Annotated in this window: 12 protein-coding genes and 1 pseudogene; 8 read left to right on the top strand and 5 right to left on the bottom strand. The window is 70.4% G+C overall.

Features of this window, described 5'->3' with window-relative positions; all coding sequences use genetic code 11:
* Positions 1-196 precede the first annotated feature (196 nt).
* Entirely contained in the window at positions 197-1834 is a 1638-nt protein-coding gene (locus WMF20_RS15430) for a hypothetical protein (RefSeq protein WP_437614362.1), read from the top strand.
* Between the two features lie 61 nt (positions 1835-1895).
* On the opposite strand, the gene WMF20_RS15435 is transcribed toward WMF20_RS15430, so the two are convergent.
* Positions 1896-2543, bottom strand: a complete 648-nt coding sequence (locus tag WMF20_RS15435) for a TetR/AcrR family transcriptional regulator (RefSeq protein ID WP_437614364.1) — start codon at positions 2541-2543, stop codon at positions 1896-1898.
* Positions 2544-2638: 95 nt separating this feature from the next.
* Between WMF20_RS15435 and WMF20_RS15440 the strand changes: the two genes are divergently transcribed.
* Both WMF20_RS15440 and WMF20_RS15445 read left to right on the top strand, forming a co-directional pair.
* On the top strand, positions 2639-3652 hold the full coding sequence (locus tag WMF20_RS15440; RefSeq protein WP_437614366.1) for a hypothetical protein: 1014 nt from the start codon (positions 2639-2641) through the stop codon (positions 3650-3652).
* Positions 3653-3998: 346 nt separating this feature from the next.
* On the top strand, positions 3999-6230 hold the full coding sequence (locus WMF20_RS15445; protein WP_437617128.1) for an ATP-binding cassette domain-containing protein: 2232 nt from the start codon (positions 3999-4001) through the stop codon (positions 6228-6230).
* A gap of 66 nt (positions 6231-6296) precedes the next feature.
* Here WMF20_RS15445 and WMF20_RS15450 read toward each other — a convergent pair whose 3' ends face one another.
* Entirely contained in the window at positions 6297-7316 is a 1020-nt protein-coding gene (locus WMF20_RS15450; protein ID WP_437614368.1) for a hypothetical protein, read from the bottom strand.
* A 129-nt stretch (positions 7317-7445) separates the two neighbouring features.
* Here WMF20_RS15450 and WMF20_RS15455 point away from each other — a divergent pair, with 129 nt between their 5' ends.
* Positions 7446-8024, top strand: coding sequence for a TetR/AcrR family transcriptional regulator (locus WMF20_RS15455; protein ID WP_437614370.1), 579 nt, complete (start codon positions 7446-7448; stop codon positions 8022-8024).
* On the opposite strand, the gene WMF20_RS15460 is transcribed toward WMF20_RS15455, so the two are convergent.
* Positions 8021-9193 (bottom strand): hypothetical protein, encoded by a 1173-nt coding sequence (locus tag WMF20_RS15460; RefSeq protein WP_437614372.1) that lies wholly within the window; start codon positions 9191-9193, stop codon positions 8021-8023. The genes WMF20_RS15455 and WMF20_RS15460 overlap by 4 nt on opposite strands.
* 439 nt (positions 9194-9632) lie before the next feature.
* On the opposite strand from WMF20_RS15460, the gene WMF20_RS15465 reads away from it, so the two are divergent.
* From WMF20_RS15465 to WMF20_RS15480, 4 genes are all read left to right on the top strand, one after another.
* Positions 9633-11090: a right-handed parallel beta-helix repeat-containing protein gene (locus WMF20_RS15465; RefSeq protein WP_437614374.1), complete on the top strand. Its 1458-nt coding sequence runs from the start codon at positions 9633-9635 to the stop codon at positions 11088-11090.
* Positions 11091-11644: 554 nt separating this feature from the next.
* Positions 11645-12949, top strand: a complete 1305-nt coding sequence (locus WMF20_RS15470) for an extracellular solute-binding protein (RefSeq protein WP_437614376.1) — start codon at positions 11645-11647, stop codon at positions 12947-12949.
* Between the two features lie 83 nt (positions 12950-13032).
* Positions 13033-13581, top strand: a complete 549-nt coding sequence (locus WMF20_RS15475) for a hypothetical protein (protein WP_437614378.1) — start codon at positions 13033-13035, stop codon at positions 13579-13581.
* Between the two features lie 114 nt (positions 13582-13695).
* Positions 13696-14808, top strand: coding sequence for a hypothetical protein (locus WMF20_RS15480; RefSeq protein ID WP_437614380.1), 1113 nt, complete (start codon positions 13696-13698; stop codon positions 14806-14808).
* 43 nt (positions 14809-14851) lie between these two features.
* Here the strand turns inward: WMF20_RS15480 and WMF20_RS15485 are convergent, their stop codons facing one another.
* Together WMF20_RS15485 and WMF20_RS15490 are read right to left on the bottom strand one after the other, a co-directional pair.
* Complete coding sequence (locus WMF20_RS15485; RefSeq protein ID WP_437617129.1) at positions 14852-15229, bottom strand: DUF1304 domain-containing protein; 378 nt, start codon at positions 15227-15229, stop codon at positions 14852-14854.
* A 240-nt stretch (positions 15230-15469) separates the two neighbouring features.
* Positions 15470-17341: pseudogene (locus tag WMF20_RS15490) on the bottom strand (glycosyl hydrolase family 18 protein).
* Positions 17342-17443 lie beyond the last annotated feature (102 nt).

The raw sequence follows: 17443 nt of genomic DNA on the forward strand, positions 1-17443 counted from the left end.
TCGCCCGCGCCGAACGCGCCGAACGTCAGCGGAGCGGGCCCATGCGTCCATGGATATTCCTCAATCGCCGTGCTATCGTGTGAAGCGATCTGCTTGATTCGACAATTCACCGGGGGTTCGCTCCGTCGCGCTGGTTCCGCGGTTGACGACATGATCCTGGGGTCTCGGGTCCACGCGCGACGGTGAAAGGAGAACTATGCCTAGGTCCTTCGCATTCGTGCTTGCTGGGTTGATCGCTCTCGGGGTCTCGCCGCCGGCTCGCGCGACGCCGTCGGCCCTCGTCGAGGGGGCGCGGCTCCACGGCGCCAACGGGATGAACGTGGGGCCGGATGGCCGGCTGTACGTCGCGAGCCTGCTCGGCGACGAGATCGCCGTCGTGAACCGTAAAAGCGGAGGCGTCGTGGACCGGCTCGACGGGTCGGACGGCGTCGATGGCCCGGACGACCTCGCGTTCGGCCCGGATGGCTCGCTCTACTGGACGTCGCTCCTCACCGGGAACGTCGTGCGGCGCTCGCCCTCGGGGGACATCACCGCGCAGAACGTCGCGCTCGGGGTCAACCCCATCACCTTCTCCGATACGGGGAGGCTCTTCGTGGCCCTCGACTTCCTCGGCGACGGCCTCTACGAGCTCGATCCCGATCTGTCGGCGCCGCCGCGCTTCATCGCGGGCAACCTCGGCTTCCTGAACGGCATGGACTGGGGCCCCGACGGCCGGTTGTACGGGCCGATCTGGACGCAGGGCAGGGTGGTCAGCATCGATGTCGACTCCTGCACCGGCGCGGTCGACCCGGAGGCGGAGTGCGACATCCAGACGGTCGCCGACGGCTTCTTCATCCCCGCGGCGGTCAAGTTCGACGGGCTCGGCCGGCTCCACGCGGTCGATCAGAACGGCGAGGTGGTGCGGATCGACGTCGCGACCGGCGACACGGAGGTCCTCGCGGTGCTCCCGCCCGGCCTCGACAACCTCGCCATCGACGCGCAGGACAAGCTCTATGTCTCGAGCGCCACCGACAGCTTCGTCGTCCGGATCGAGCCGGACGGGCAGGTGCGCTCCCTGCTCCCGGGTGGCCTCATCCTGCCCGGCGGCGTGGCCGTGCTGAGCGAGGGAGGGTCCGAGTCGGTCTATGTCGGCGATATGGCCGCGCTCCGATCGTTCGATGGAGACACGGGCGAGCCGCTCGGCGTCGAGCGGCCGTTCCTGGGCATCTCCGAGCTGCACGGGCCCGTCACGGTATCGGCGGACGGCCCGGAGCTGATCCTCAGCTCGTGGTTCTCCAGCGTGGTTCAGATCTACGACACGGCGACGGGCTCGGTGGTCGAGACCCACAGCGACTTCGCCACGCCCCTCAACGCCGTGAGGTTCCAGGGCGATCTCGTGGTGGCCGAGCTCGGCGCGGGGCCGGGCGCGGGGCGCGTCGTCCGCCAGACCGGCGCCGGCCTCGTGACGCTCGCGTCGCTCGCCGTGCCGTCGGGCCTCGCCGTGGCGGGCGGCGACCTCTGGGCCGCCGACTGGGCCACGGGCGAGGTCCTTCAGCTGGTGTCCGGCGGCGTGACGCTCTCTCCGCCGCTCGAGGTGGCCGCCGGCCTGTGGCAGCCCGAGGGGATGGCGGTGGATCTGGACGGCACCCTGCTCGTCGTGGAGAGCGGGAGGCGAAAGCTCCTGCGCATCGACCCGTCGACCGGAGAGATCACGGTTTTGGCAAAGCACCTCGACGTGGGGCTCCCTGCGATCACCGGGACGCCGCCGACCTTCGGGATGAGCAGCGTCGCCGTGGGCCCGTCGGGCGCGATCTACGTGTCCGGCGACAAGGCCAACGTCCTTTATCGGTTCTGAGCGATCGGCCCAGCCGGCGGCGGGGAGCCCGCCGCCTCGCGGCCAGCGCGGATCGCGCCGCTCAGCCGCCCTTCGAGAGCCACCGCACGATCAGCGACTCGAGCGCCTTCGCGGCGGCGGATTCGTCGGCGCGGCCGCGGAACATCTCGGCCGCGAGCGCCTCGGCGGCGCCGATGATCGCCACGCAGCGGAGGTGCAGGTCGCGCTTCGAGAGCTGGACGCACGGCGCGAGCGCGTCCCGGTAGATCGTCACGTACCTGTCGAGCAGCTCCCGCTCCGCGGCGTCCATCTGCTCGTCGCCCTTCAGCGCCGCGAGGATCGCGAACCACTGGGGCCCGACCGTCGCGCAGCAGTGCATGTACGCGGCGCTGACGACGCGCGCGACGTCCTCGAGGCGCTTTTGCGTCCGCTTCAGCGCGTCGAGCAGCGCCGCGACCTGGCGGTCGTCGATCTGCCGCGCGAGGGCGATGAGGAGCCCAGAGCGCGTCTCGAAGTGCTCGTACGCGATCGGCTTGCTGACGCCGGCGCGCTCGGCGAGGTGGCCGAGCGTCAGCGCCTCGGTGCCCTCCTCGCGCACGATCTGCTCGGCCGTCTCGAGCAGCTGCTCGCGGCGCTCCGCCTTCGGCAGGCGCTTGCCAGGGGCCTCGCCCCTCGACCGGGTCGCGGTTCGCGCTGCGCTCGTCCTCGCCATGCGCCTTGACACTACCACGGGTAGGTGCATATTACCAAAGGTAACTTACTGGTGGTAGGTTGCTTCGAGCACGCCCGGGCGCTCGCGCGACCCGGCGGGAGGAGTCCATTCCCATGAGCACACGGACGATGTCTCCAGTTCTCTTGATCGGCGGCTCAGGCCACGTCGGCGCGCGCGCGGCGAGGGCGCTGCGGCGCCTGCATCCGGAGCTTCGGATCGCGATCGGCGGGCGCGACGGGCGCAAGGCGGCGGCGGTCGCCGCGGAGGTCGGCGGTCCGACGACGGCGGTGACGGTCGACGTCCAGAGGAGCGACCTCGGCCTCGAGCCGGGCGCGTCGTTCAGCGCCATCGTCACGCTCGTCAAGGACGAGTCGTCGAACGCGCTGAAGCGCGCGCAGGCGGACGGCGTGGCCTATATCGCCTTCTCGGACTTCGTCTCGGAGATCGGCCCCCTGGTCGCCCATTACGTGGCGCGCCCGACGCGCGCACCCATCCTCATGCTGGGCCACACCTTCGGCGGCGCGGCGACGCTGGCGGCGCTGCACCTCGCACAGGAGCTCCGGGGCGTCGACGCGATCGCGATCGCGGCCGTGATCGGCGCGGACGATCACGGCGGTCCCGCGTCGAGCGCCGATTACGAGCGGCTCCGGCAGGCCGGGGAGGCCGCGCTCGTGCTCGACGACGGGAAATGGACCTGGTTGCGCGGGGAGGCGTCCACCCGGCGCGTCGTGGACGCCGGGGGCGCGGCGCACGTCGGCCAGGCCTTGCCGCTGCCCGACGTGGTCAGCCTCGCGGCGGCGACCGACGCGCGATCGATCCGGGTCGACCTCGCCGCGCGCGACAGGGCGACCGGCGGCGCGGGCCCCCGGACGGAGCTCATCGTCGAGGTGTCGGGGCGGCGTCACGACGGGTCGGGGGCGCGGCTGCGTTACGACATCATCGACACGGACAACCTCTCTCGCCTCAGCGCGTACGGCGCCGCGATCGCGACGGAGCGCCTGCTCGGGCTCGCGGGCGGTCCCCCGGTCGGCCCGGGCCTCTACAACCCGGAGAGCGTGCTCGACCCGGCGAGCGTCGTCGCGCGGCTCGAGGAGCTCGGCGCGCGCGTCCGCCGCACGCTGGCCTGAACGCCGCGCGCTGGCCTGAGCGCCGGGCCGCCGGACGCGCGCCCGCGGGATGGGGCCCCGGCCGTCCGCGGGGGCGGTCCGCGGGAGTGGAAACGGCCGTTTCCGGCCCCTTGACATTTCCGATTCGCCTTGCATTTCCTGACCCCTCGCGCTAGAGGAGCCGGCCGACCTCGAGGCGTGGACTGCGTCCGGCGCGCGCGATGCCGCCTGGGGGGCCCACGCGGACATGTTCGACGCTCGATCGTCTCGGATCCGCGAGGTGGAGAGCCGCGTCGGTCTCTGATCGTGGCCTTCGGGGAGACTGCGGCGGTCGGGCGTTTCGGGCTCGGAGAAGGAGGCAATCGTGATGGATCGCCAGTTCATCCAGGTGCGCGGCGCGCGCGAGAACAACCTCAAGGACGTCTCGCTGGACATCCCCAAGCAGAAGATCACGGTGTTCACCGGCGTATCCGGCTCCGGGAAGTCCTCCCTGGTCTTCGACACCATCGCCGCCGAGGCGCAGCGCCAGCTCAACGAGACCTTCACCGCCTTCGTGCAAGGCTTTTTGCCGCATTACGGCCAGCCCGACGTCGATCGCATCGAGCACCTGAACGCGCCGATCATCATCGATCAGAAGCGGGTCGGCGGCGGCTCGCGCTCGACGGCCGGCACCTACACCGACATCGCCGCGCTGCTGCGGCTGCTCTTCTCGCGGGTCGGGCAGCCGGCTGCGGGGCCGGCCTTCGCCTTCTCGTTCAACACCCCGCAGGGGATGTGCCCGGAGTGCGAGGGTATCGGCAAGACCGTTCAGCTCGATCTGGACAAGTTCCTCGACCGCAGCAAGTCCTTGAACGGTGGGGCCATCCTCCACCCGGACTTCAAGGTCGGCAAATGGATGTGGAAGATGTACCCGCTCTCCGGGCTCTTCGACAGCGACAAGCCGATCAAGGACTACTCGGAGGAGGAGCTCCGCGCGCTGCTGTACGGCGCTGACGTGAAGGTCTCGTTCGGCGAGTTCGGCTCGAAGTACGAGGGCCTCGTCGAGCGCTTCACCCGTGTGTACCTCAAGAAGGACGCCGCGGCGATGTCCGACCGCAGCCGGGCGGTCTTCGAGCAGTTCACCACCTCGCAGACGTGCCCGGCGTGCCGCGGCGCGAGGCTCAACCAGGCGGCCCTGAATTGCAGGATCCACGGCCGGAACATCGCCGAGCTCTCCGAGCTGGAGGCGACGGAGCTGATCGCGTTCCTGCGAGGCCTCACCGATCCGGTCGCCGTGCGGCTGGCCGCGCGGCTCATCGAGCGCCTGCAGCACCTCGTGGACATCGGCCTCGGCTACCTGAGCCTCGGCCGGGAGACCGCCACCCTGTCCGGCGGCGAGTCGCAGCGCGTGAAGATGATCCGGCACCTCGGAAACAGCCTGACCGAGATGCTGTACATCCTCGACGAGCCCAGCGTGGGGCTGCACGCGCGCGACGTCGCCCGCCTGAACCGCCTGCTCCAGAAGCTGCGCGACAAGGGCAATACCGTGCTGGTCGTCGAGCACGATCCGGACGTGGTGGCGATCGCGGATCACGTGGTGGACATGGGGCCGAGAGCGGGGGTGCACGGCGGCCAGGTGGTCTTCCAGGGGAGCTACGAGGCCCTCAAGGACGCCGACACCTTGACCGGAAGGTCCCTGAAGCAGCACCTGCCGATCAAGCGGAAGGTCCGGCAGCCCACCGGGCAGATGCTCGTCAAGAACGCCACGTTGCACAACCTGAAGAACGTCACGGTGGGCATTCCCACGGGCGTGCTGACGGTCGTGACCGGGGTCGCCGGCTCGGGCAAGAGCACGCTGATCAACGATGTCTTCCTGGAGCAGCACCCGGAGGCGATCGTGATCGACCAGTCCCGGGTGACGGCCAACAGCCGCTCGGCGCCGTGCACCTATACCGGGATCATGGACGACATCCGGCAGGCGTTCGCCAAGGCCAACAAGGTCAGCGCCTCGCTCTTCAGCTTCAACTCGGAGGGCAGCTGTCCCAACTGCAACGGTCTGGGTGTGGTCTACACCGATCTGGCGTTCATGGAGGGCATCGTCTCCACGTGCGAGATCTGCGAGGGCAAGCGGTTCAAGGCCGAGGTTCTCGCGTACAGCCTGCGCGGCAAGACGATCAGCGACGTGCTGGACATGACCGTGGAGGAGGCCCTGGCGTTCTTCGGCGAGAAGAAGATCAGGGCCGTGGTGCAGGCCATGAACGACGTGGGGCTCGGGTACCTGAAGCTGGGCCAGCCGCTCAGCACGATGTCGGGCGGGGAGGGGCAGCGCCTGAAGCTCGCGACCGAGCTCCACAAGCAGGGCAGCGTCTACGTGATGGACGAGCCCACCACCGGGCTTCACCTCTCCGACATCGGGCTGCTCATGGGCATCATCGACCGGCTGGTGGACGCCAGGAACACGGTGGTCCTGATCGAGCATCACCTCGACGTGATCCGGCAGGCCGACTGGATCATCGACCTCGGCCCGGAGGGCGGCAGCGCCGGCGGCGAGGTGCTGTTCGCGGGGCCGCCGTCCGAGCTCAAGGGCTGCGCGCGGAGCATCACGGCGAAGTTCATCTGAGGGCGCCGACGGCGCGGCGGGCCGCCTCTCCGCATCCCTGTCCGGACTCCCGGTGGGGTGGAATTACTAGCTCCGCCGGCCGTAGTAACCGGCGAGCATCGAGAACGCCTCCTTGGGCGCCCAGGTGCCGTCCTTGAGCACCTTCACGACGCCGGTGCTGGCCAGATCGAGGTCCTTGCGCGGCTCGCCCGGGTCGTGCGGCAGGATGTATCCGGCGAACGCGTGCACGAACGCGGCGTCGACGCCCTCGGCGTCGAGGACCTCGAGCACCTCGCGCAGGTAATTGGCCTGCTCGGCCTCGTCGCGCGCGTACTCGCCGTTCAGCCCGAGCGGGGTCGCGGTCGCCTCGTCCCACACGATGATGTCGCTGCCGCGCGGGCCGGCGGCGGCCGCGCCCTCGTAGGTCGCGCAGCCGAACTCGGTGATCGCGACCGGCTTGCCCAGCGCCTTGCCCTGGGCGACGAAGGCGCGGATGAGCTCGGGGAACCGGTCGGCGTTCTGCGCGTACCGGTAGGCGGCGTCGGTGCTGATCATGTCGAACGGCGTCCAGTCGACGCCCTCGAACGAGAGCGAGGCGTAGGTGACCTTGCCGCCGAACCGCGCGCGGACCACCGCGACGGCCCTGGCGAGGAGCTCGTTCAGCCGGGCCGGGATCGCGGCGAGGAGCTCGCGGAGCTCCGGCCCCCGCCCGGTGAACACCTTGCTCCGGTCGAGGAACGTCTCGCCGGGCACGAAGCCCTTGTTCATCAGGCTGAGCTCCGAGCCGGTGACGATCACGACCTCGGCCCCCTCGCGGCGGAGCCGCTCGCCGTGCTCGGCGCACTCGGCGAGCAACGCGAGCAGCTCGTCCCCGGTCAGGTCGGTGGTGAACGGGCAGATCCAGGTCTCCAGGCCCGCCGCGGCGGCGTGGGTGGCGGCGACCTTCAGCCGGTCCAGATCGCCGCCGGTGACGCGGACCGCGGTGCAGCGCAGGTCGCCGCGGATGACCTGCATGTCCCGCTGCACGCGGTCCGGATCGAACGGCTCGTGGGTGCTGTTGCCCTTGTTGAGAAAGCCGGTGTCGTAGCAAATGCCGTAGGCTCGCATGGTCGGTGGCCCTCACGCCGGTTAAGGTACTGAGCGTACCTTAAATCGTCCCGGCGTGCGCGCAACGTAAGGTGAGTTACATGCCGGAGAGCGGGTGACAGCGTGGCGGCCGAACGTCGGCGTGGAGCGGTGCTGGAGCTGGCGATCCTGCGCGCCGCGGCCGAGGAGCTCGCCGAGGTCGGCTTCCCGGGGCTGACCATGGATGGGGTCGCGAGGCGCGCGGGGACCAACAAGAACGCGATCTACCGCCGGTGGCCGAGCCGGGCCGCGCTCGCCGTGGCCGCGTACCGGCAGCTCGCGGCCGACAGCGCGGAGCTGCCGGACACCGGGTCGCTGCGCGCCGACGCGCTCGAGCTGCTGCGGGGGGCGAACCGGCACTGGTCGTCGCCGCTCGGCGACGTGCTCCGCGGCCTGCTGGCAGGGATCGGCGGCGAGCCCGAGCTGCTGAGCCAGCTCCAGGAGGCGTCGAACGACGGCGGCAGCGCGCTGTGGCTGAGCGTCCTCGGCCGCGCGGTCGCGCGCGGCGAGGCGTCGCCCGAGGCGTTGCACCCCCGCGTCGCCACGGTGGCCGTCGTCCTCCTGCGCAACGAGTTCATCACCCGCGGCGCGCCGAGCGTGCCCGACAGCGTGCTCGTCGAGATCGTCGACGAGGTCTATCTCCCGCTGATCCGCGGTCGAGGCGCCCCCGGACCGACCTCGGCGCGCTAGGTGAGCATCGAATAGCGCTGCTCCGCCGCGAGGCACGGCGCCTGGTCGAGGCCGAGCTCGCGGCGGACGAGGTTCGCGCCGCGCACCAGCGACACCATCTTGTGGAACGCGTGCATCCGGCTCATGCCCTGTCGGCCGAAGCCGCAATCGCTGCTGAGGATCAGCCGCTCCGGCTCGATGAACCGGAGCGCCTTGCGGACGAGCGCCGCGACCTGCTCGGGGGTCTCCACCTCCAGGCTGCGGTGGTGCACGACGCCGATGCAGACCTTCTTGTCCTTGCCGATGGCCTTGCCGATCGCCGGGAGCGCCGCGCCGCCGTCGCTCGCGGCCTCGAACGTGATGACGTCGACGTCGAGCCGGTCGAGCAGCGCCAGCGCGCCCTCGTAACCGCTCGTCGCGACCTCCACCCGCTGCGCCGCCGGGTTGCCCCAGCAGGTGTGCACCCAGACCTCGGTCTTGTCGCGCAGCCCGGCGACCTCGCGGTTGAAGGCGTCGACGTAGAGCGCCGCGGTCAGCTCCGCCCCCTCGTCCTGGCCGGCGACGTAATGGAGCATCGGCTCCTCGAGCTGGACGACGGGGCACCCCGCGTCGGCGACCTCGTGCAGCTCCTGATTGAGGCTGTCGGCGATGGCGAAGAGGAGCTCGCGGCGGTTCGCGTAATGCTGGTTGAGGACGACGGCCTCGAGGAGCTGGCCGCAGCAGGTGCCGAGCTTCATGGGCCTGCTCGTCATGCGCTGCGCCGCCTTCCAGACGCGCGCGTACTCCAGCCCTCCCCGGCCGACGGGGCCGCGCACGAAGAAGGGGAGTCGGGCCTCCATCACCTCGTGGAGGATATCGCCAGCTTCCCGCTCCCTCGGCGACGTCCAGGGCTGGGGGCGGAGGCCGGGATCGGCCATGCCCTCCATGCGCTCGGCCAGATAGCTGAACCAGGAGCGGCCCCCGACATCCATGTCGAAGCGGGCGTCGCCGTCGGTCAGGATGTCGAGCCCGGCCCTGACCTGATCGGTGATGTGGACGGCGAGCGTGTCGGTGTACTGCTCTCTGAACACGAGATCGGCCATGGCCGTCGAGAACCTGCGGCCCGCGAGGCCGGAGACATACCAGGACGGCCGCGGAAGAGAGCCGGTGATGGTCGTTGCGAGAGGCTTGTGCTTCGTCGCCTTGATCAAGGAAACCTCCTGCGCGCCTACCCGTGCAGCGCGCCGCCGATGCTAGCGGAGGAAACCAGCGCGAGCGAGCCCTCCGCTCGCGCCTGCGCACGGCGCCTGCGTGAAGCGGCGCTGCGCCGCGAGCGGGCGGGCACACGGCCTCAGGGGGCCAGCGGGCCGCAACGCCCGGGCCGCGCCCTGTTCGGCATGGCTGGATTCTTTCTCCCCCCGTCGCCTCGCCGGCGGGCGGCTGTCCGCGCGCTGCGCAGCTGTACGATCCTTGCGCAAGATCTCGTGATCGGCCCGAGGCGCCGAAGGGCCTTTGCGGCCTTCACCTCGGCGTCCTCCCGCGGCGGGCGGTGTGGCCGCCCGCTTGCAATGTCCCCGCGTCGAAGCGCCCGGCGCACGCGCCAGGGTCGCGAGTTCAACGTGACAGGCAACACTTCGAGGACATAGGCTCATGAATCGATCGAAGAGAATCCGCGCGCCGCACGCGGCGCATCGCCTCGCTCCGTCCGGCATCCTGCTGCTCGCCGCCGGGCTGTCTCCCGCGTGCGCAGCGCCGTCCGGCCCCGAGGACTCCGGCGCAGACGCGCTGGAGGCCGGGCTCGCCGCGGCGGTCGGGCCGTGCGGGGATCGCTCGAGCGGCAAGATCATCACCGTCGCTCCCTCGGGCGGCGATCACAGGACGATCCAGGCCGGCATCGACGCGGCGGCGGCGGGCGACACCGTGCTCGTCAAGGCGGGCACCTACAGGGAGAACGTCTCCTTCGGGAGGAGCGGCACGGCCGTCGCCGGCTGCATCACCCTGCAGGGCGAGGCAGGCGCGATCCTCGACGGGACGGGCAGGGGCGGCGCCGGGATCGAGATCGCCAGCAAGAGCTACATCCGGGTCGCCGGCATGACGGTGCAGAACTTCAAGGGCGGAGACACGCCGATCGGCATCAGCGCGAGCGGGAGCGCGAGCTTCCTCGAGATCCGCGACAACGTCGTGCACCACATCGAGAGCTCCGAGGACGCCCACGGCATCGCCCTCTACGGCACGTCGGCGACGCCGATGACGGACATCCTCGTCGACGGCAACGAGATCCGGGACTGCAAGCTCGGCTCGAGCGAGTCGCTGGTCCTCAACGGCAACGTCACGAACTTCGTGGTCTCGCGCAACAAGGTCCACGACAACGACAACATCGGTATCGACTTCATCGGCTTCGAGGGCGTCGGCCCCGCGGGCTCGGACCAGGCGAGGAACGGGGTGTGCGTGGACAACGTCGTCTACAACATCACCTCGGCCCGGAACCCCGCCTACGACGGCGAGCGGTCCGCCGACGGCATCTACGTCGACGGCGGCAGGGACATCGTGATCGAGCGGAACAAGGTCGATAACAGCGACATCGGGATCGAGGTCGCCAGCGAGCACCGGGGCCGGACGACGAGCAACATCACCGTGCGGAACAACTTCGTGTCGCGGAGCTACCAGGGCAACGTCATGATCGGCGGCTACTCCACGAGCGTGGGCAGCGCGGCCAACATCTCGGTGCTCAACAACACGCTTTATCAGGCCACCGGCGGCGAGATCATCCTCCAGAACAACTCGGACGGCGTGCTCATCCAGAACAACATCCTTTACGGAAGGGCGAAGAACGCCTACGTGAGCAGCGGACGCAACAACAAGAACGTGCGGGTCGAGAGCAACATCTTCTTCGGCGCGAGCCAGACCTCGGCCGGCGCCTTCACCGACCCGCGCGCGCGGTTCGTCGACCCGCTCCTGGCCGGGCCGCCGTCGGACCTCCACCTGACGAGCGGCTCGCCGGCCGTCGACGCCGGCGTCGATCTGGGCGCGCAGGGCGGAGCGTCGGACATCGACGGCGACGCGCGGACGCGCGGGGCGCGCATCGACATCGGCGCCGACGAGCGCTGAGGCGGGGCCCGCGGACTCGCCTGGTCGCACCACGCGACCCCGCCTGGGAAAGTGGCGCTGTATCAACAACGTGTCCATGCATCGAACAGGCCGCGTTTACTCCACAGCCTGCCGGGGGGGCGCACGAGGAGCTCTGTCATGTCTTTCTTTTGGCATTGCGCGATGAGGCCCGTGCGACCCGCGACTGCTCGTGCACGCAGCACACCCGAAGGCGTTCGAGGTCGGCGAACCAGACCGACGGCGAAGGAGCGAGGGATGTCCACACAGCACTCCCGGCCCTCGAGCGATCGATAGTCCAGTCCCCTGGATGGCGCTTGCTCCACGAAATCAGGCCATGGTACACCGCGTGCTACGCGCTAAGAGCGAGAGCCATGGGCCTGCAATCATCATTTTCTGTCTTGTTCAGGGTGCGTGCGGAGCGCCATGCCTCGAACTTCCGGGGAGTCATCGCCAGCATCGAAAGACGAGGTGTCACCATGGGAACGAGGGAATATAGAATCGGAAACTCGTCGCCGTCGGGGCTATCGGCCTCGATGGCGCGCAACCTGGCCCGGATGGTTGGTCTGACGTTGCTCTCGACGCTGGGCTGCTCGAGCGGCATGGATGACGGCTCGTCGGCTGGCGCTGGTGGGAGCGGGGGCGAGGGCGGGAGCGGGGGCGAGGACGGAAGCGGCGGCCAGGGTGGCAGCGCCGGGGAGCAGACCGTGCTCCGGGTTCGCCTGTATCCCTATATCCCCGACGCGGCGGGAGATCAGCTCGCGGCGATGGCGCTCCGCATCGAGGCCGAGTTCGAGGAAGCGCATTCCGGGATCGATCTCGTGGTGAATCCGCCCTGCTTTACGGGTGACGTTTACGATCCCGCGTCGCTGGCCACGGGCCTCGCCGGGGAGGACGCCGACTGTTCGGTTGACGTCATCGAGACGGACATGATCCTGCTCGGCGAGCTCGTGGCCACGGGCACGATCCGTCCCTGGCAGGAGCCTCCTCCCGCGGACTGGCACCCGGCGGGCATCGAGGCGTCGACCTACAACGGCGAGATCTATGGCGTCCCGCACTGGCTCTGTGGCCATTTCACCTTCTCCAGGGACACGTCCGTGGAGAGCGCTGGCACCGCGGCCGAGCTGGCGTCGGCGCTGGTCGACCTCCAGACGGATGCGCCGGACATGGCCGGCAACTTGCTCGGAAGCTGGAACCTACCCGCGCTGTACCTGGACGCGTGGGCAGACACGAACGGGCCTGAGGGGGTCGCATCCGCGATCTCCACCACGATGTACGACGCGGCGACCCTCGATGCGCTCGGCATCTTCGCGAGGACGTGCGAGAGCGAGGGGAGCAACCCATGCCTCGACGGCACCTACGATCTGGAAGAGAACGTCGATCTCCCGGCGAAGCGATTCGCGGCAGGGGAGGTCGACGCGACCTTCGGTTATTCCGAGCGGCTCCACACCATCTTGAAGAACCTTCCTCCTGGCGGTGATCCAGCCGAGATCAAGCTCTCCTCGGCGCCCCTCGGGGACGGCAACCACCCGCTGCTCTTCACGGACAGCTTCGTCGTGAGCGCGAGGTGCACGGACGCCTGCGCCGATGCTGCCGCCGCGTTCGTCGCCTATATGAGCGCGGCGAGCACCTTCGCGTGGATCCTCGCGAGCGAGGACGCGCCGCAGGAGACCCGTGTTCCACGCTACCTCATGGCAGGGACGTTCGACGCGTACTCGGCGCCCGCGATCAGCGCGGATCCCTTTTACCAGGCCATCAACGCGCTGACGGAGGAAGGAAAGAGCTTCCCGAACGGCGGGCTCCTCGACGTCAGGAGCGAGATGCGAGATGACATCCTTGCGACCTTGACATCCGCTCCCTGAGCCCGGCTGACCCAGCTTCGGTGGCTTCACCAGCCGTACGGTCACTTGACGCCGGGGGCGCAAGGGGGTGATGCTCCGTCGCCATGGCGGGCTCGAAGCGGGCGGACGCGTCCCTGGCGATGGCGCTGATCGGGCTCGCGGCTGCGGCGGCCGGCGGGTGTGCCGCGCTGGCCGGGCTGGAGGACGGCTACCATCTGGTGGGCGGGAGCGGAGGCGGCGGCGCCGGCGGCGGCGCGGGCAGCAGCGGGACGGGAGGCGAGGCCGGCGGCAGCACGGGCGGCAGCGAGGCCGGCGGCGCCGCGGGCGGCGAGGTCGGCGGCGCCGCGGGCGGCGAGGTCGGCGGCTGGGGCGGAGTCGGCGGCAGCGCCGGGTGCGCGACCTGCTCGCTGCCCCCTTACGACGCCGCGGATCCGGCGGAGCTGTGCGAGTGGTCGGCCGCGATCTACGGGGTGCTCATGGAGTGTCTCTGCGCCGAATGCGGCGCGGTGGCGGGCTCCCCCTGCTATGGCGCGTGCGGCGCCGCCGAGGCGCGGAGCGCCGAGTGCGACGGCTGCCTCGCCGCAGCGGCCGCCGAGGTGGACGGCGCGTGCGCGCCCGAGGTCGCTGAGTGCGAGTTCGATACCGGCGAGTGATCTCGGCACGCCGAGAGCTCGCGGGATGTCCTATAGCCGGTCTCGGCAGGGCTGCGAGCTAGCTCGGCCCCGTCGGCCGCTGGGCGCGGAATGCATCTTGAACCGCCCTTCGGCATGAGCGACGAGGCTGCGCATCCTGGTGACGCAGCGGGGGCCGCGGCGCTCCCGCTGACCGAGGCGACGAGCGGAGCGGGCGCGCGCGCGCGCCCGGTCCACGCATGGCTCGAGGAGCTCCTGTCCCGCGCGGTGCGCCGCTACAACCGGCGGCCTCGCCACGAGATCATCGCGGCGTCGACCGGCGTGACCGAGCCGACCGACGCGCGCGCGGTCATCCGGCGCGCCTGCGTCCGCTCGGCGCTCGCGGGCGGCGCGACCGGGGCGCTCTCGACCGGCGCGGCCGCCGCCACGGCCGAGACGAACGGGGTCGGCGGGCTCGTCGCGATCCCGGCCGCCGTGCTCGCGCTCGGCGGCGAGACGGTGCTCCGGCTGCTCCTGCACGTGCAGATGCTCTGCGAGCTCGCGGATCTCTTCGGGCTCCGGTTCGATCCGGACGAGCCGGCCGACGTGTGGGCGCTGCTCGCCCTCACGTTCGGCGTCGGGGAGCACCCCCAGGACACGGACGATCCCGCGGGCGTGCTCGTGCGCTCGGCGCGCGAGCGCGGCTCGGACGTGGCCAAGCAGCTCGCGGCGCGGCTCGCCGGCGAGAGCGTGGCGCGCAACCTGGTGCCCGTGCTCTCGGTCGCCTCGTCGTCGATCACGAGCTGGCTTGTGACCCGGCGCCTCGGGGACACCGGGCGCCGATACCTGCGTTACCGGCGCGCGCTCGACGGGGCGCTCTGCGACGAGGCGCTGCGCCCGCACCTCGATCGGCTGTTCGACGGGCTCTGGTTCATCTTCACCGCCGACGGCCGCCTCAAGCCGGAGGAGACCGCGCTGCTCGCGGCCGTGCTGCGGCAGCTGCCGGCCTCGGCGCGCGCTGGCCTGAACGAGCGGCTCGCCGACGACATCGCCTGGATCGAGCACCTCCGCGGCGTGCCGGAGGGCGCGCGCGCGCCGCTGCTGCGCGCGCTCGAGATCGCGGCGGCGGTGGACAAGGTCGCGTCGCTGCGGGAGCGGAAGCTCCTCGCCCACGCCGCGGCGGCCCTGGGCCTCGGGGTCGACGAGGGCAGGCTCGATCGGATGATCCGCGAGTTCGAGGAGATCGGCACCCTCGGCGTGGCCGCGTAGCGCGGCCGCGCGGCGGCGCGCTCGCCGGCCGAGCCGATTCGCTTCAACCGCCCGCCTGATTCGCGAGCAGCACCAGGGCGAGGCCGATGACCGACGGGACGGTCTGCACGAACAGGATGGAGCGCTTCACCGTTGCGGCGCCGTAGACACCGGCGATGGCCACGCAGAGAAGGAAGAATGTCTGGATCTGCCATGCAAAGGCCTTGTTCGGATGGATGACGCCCCAGAGCAGGCCCGCGGCGAGGAATCCGTTGTAGAGCCCCTGATTGGCCGCCAAGGGCGCGGTGATCGCGGCGACCTCGGGCGTCGTGCCGAACGCTCTGTACGCTCGCTCCGAGCGCCACAAGAACATCTCCATGACGAGGATGTAGATGTGGAGGATCCCGATCAGCGTGACGACGATCTGAGAAGCGGTCAGCATGCGGCGCACGATAACACACGCGCCTGGGTGCTGTGCGCGCGCCGGCACCCGCGGCTCTAGAATCGCACCTCGATGGACTTGAGCCCCCGCAGGCGCACAGAGCGTGAGGCGTGGCGCTCGTGGCCATTGGACGCCGGGCTGCTGGAGGTGAGCCTCGGCGTCCCTGAGGTGCCTTCTCTCACGGAGCCAGGGAAGAGCTCCGGGACGCTGTCCCGGCTCGCCCCTCGGCCCTTCACGGCGTCACCGCAGGCCGTTCTTCACCGCCGTGACGAGCTCGCCGTTCGCTGTGTCGCCGCTCAGCTCCCAGAACATCGCGCCGCCCAGCCCCTTGTCCTTGATGTAACGCATCTTGACCCCGAGCGAGGCCGGGTTGTCGTAGCTCCAGAACTCGGTCCCGTTGAAGGTGTAGAACGCCTTCGTGTCCGGGTGGGTGAAGCCGGGGTGCCCCTTCGCCTTCAGGATCTTGTAGTCCTCGATGCCCGCCTCGTACGTGCCCGGGGCGGCGCCGGCGGCCGACTGCCACACCCCCTGGTTCGCGCTGGTGACGCCGGTCCAGCCGCGGCCGTAGAAGGGCACGCCGACGACCAGCTTGCTCGCCGGCGTCCCGCCGTTCAGCCAGGCCGTGACCGCCTCGTCGGTGCTGTACTTCAGCGCCTTCGCGGGGTTCGAGCCGGAGTTGTAGAGCGGAGAGTGGAAGTTCGTCGTGCGCTCCCACGCGCCGTGCATGTCGTACGTCATCAGGTTGATGAAATCGAGGTGCCGGTGGATCTGGCCGACCTGGATCTTCTCGATCTTGTCGAGCCCGGCGGGCGCCGCGATCGTGAGCAGCAGCCCGGGGCGCGCGGCGTTGAGCTGGCTGCGGAACTCGGCGAGCAGCGCCGTGAAGTTCTGCGTGTCCTCGGGGCGCTGGTTGCAGGTGCTGCCGCAGGCGGCCGGGTACTCCCAGTCGATGTCGATGCCGTCGAACACGCCCGCCCAGCGGGGATCCTTGATGAAGAGATCGACGCACGACGCGACGAACGAGGCGCGGTTCGCGGGCAGCGCCGCGTCGGAGAAGCCGGCGGACCAGGTCCAGCCGCCGAGCGAGATCAGCACCTTGAGGTGCGGGTGCTTGCGCTTCAGCTTGCGGAGCTGGTTGAAGCTGCCGCGGAGCGCGCCGGCGTCCCAGGTGTCGGCGACGCCGTCGACGCTGTCGGCGGCGCTGTAGGCCTTGTCGTAATCGGCATAGGTGTCGCCGAGCGCACACCGGTTTCCAACCACGTTGCCGAAGGCGTAGTTGATGTGCGTGAGCTTCTCGGCCGATCCGCTCGTGTCGATGTTTTTGACGTGGTAGTTGCGGCCGTAGACGCCCCACTCCGCGAAGTAGCCAATCACCTTCTTGCCGCCGCCGCCGCCGCCGGAGCCGCCGGAGCCGCCGCCGCCGCCGCCGGAGCCGCCGCTGCCGCCGGAGCCGCCGCTGCCGCCCGCGCCGCTGGTGCTGGAGCTCGTGGTGCTGCTGCTCGTGGTGGTGCTGCTGGTGCCGCTGACCGGCTGCCACAGCGCCGGGACGATCGGCGGCTCCCAGCCCGGAAGGGAGGTGTGCGCCTGGATGCAGCGGTACGTGACGCCGCCGTAGGTCACCTCGGCGTTGACCGCATATGCGGTATACGGCGCCCACGCAGCGGCGACGGCGGCTTGCTCCGTCGACTCGAGCTCTGCTCCATCGGGGCCGAAGCGCTCCGCGTCGTCGCCATCGATGCCGCCGCAGGCGGCCAGGGCGATCACAGCAAAGAGCGGCAGGGTCGTGAGGGCATAAAGCTTCATAACGGATCTCCTTGGGTTTGCCGGTTGCCGGTCGTTGCTGGTCCAACGAGCAATCGGCGTACCGGTCGCGGCGACGACCTCGACGATCGGCACCACAGCGCCCCCTCGGCCCGTTTTTGCGCGCCGCCAGGAGGGGACTCGCCGCGCTCGCGCCCGGCGATCCCGGCGAGCAGGGGGGCGATCCCGGAGATCGCCGGGCGATCCCCCCGATCGCAGGAGCGCTCCCGGATCGCCCCCTCGCCGCCCCCGCGATTGCCGAGAGATCGCCGGCGATCCCCGGGCGCAGCGCCCTTTTTCGATCACCTCCATCCCGCAGCAGGCAGCCCAGGCGCAGGGCACGACGCTTGCTCTCGTCTCGATCCGTGGACGGAACCATCGAGCCCCTCGGCCAGGAACCTGTCGAGCCACATC

The organism is Sorangium sp. So ce834 (assembly GCF_051521425.1).
Classification (GTDB): domain Bacteria; phylum Myxococcota_A; class Polyangia; order Polyangiales; family Polyangiaceae; genus Sorangium; species Sorangium cellulosum_D.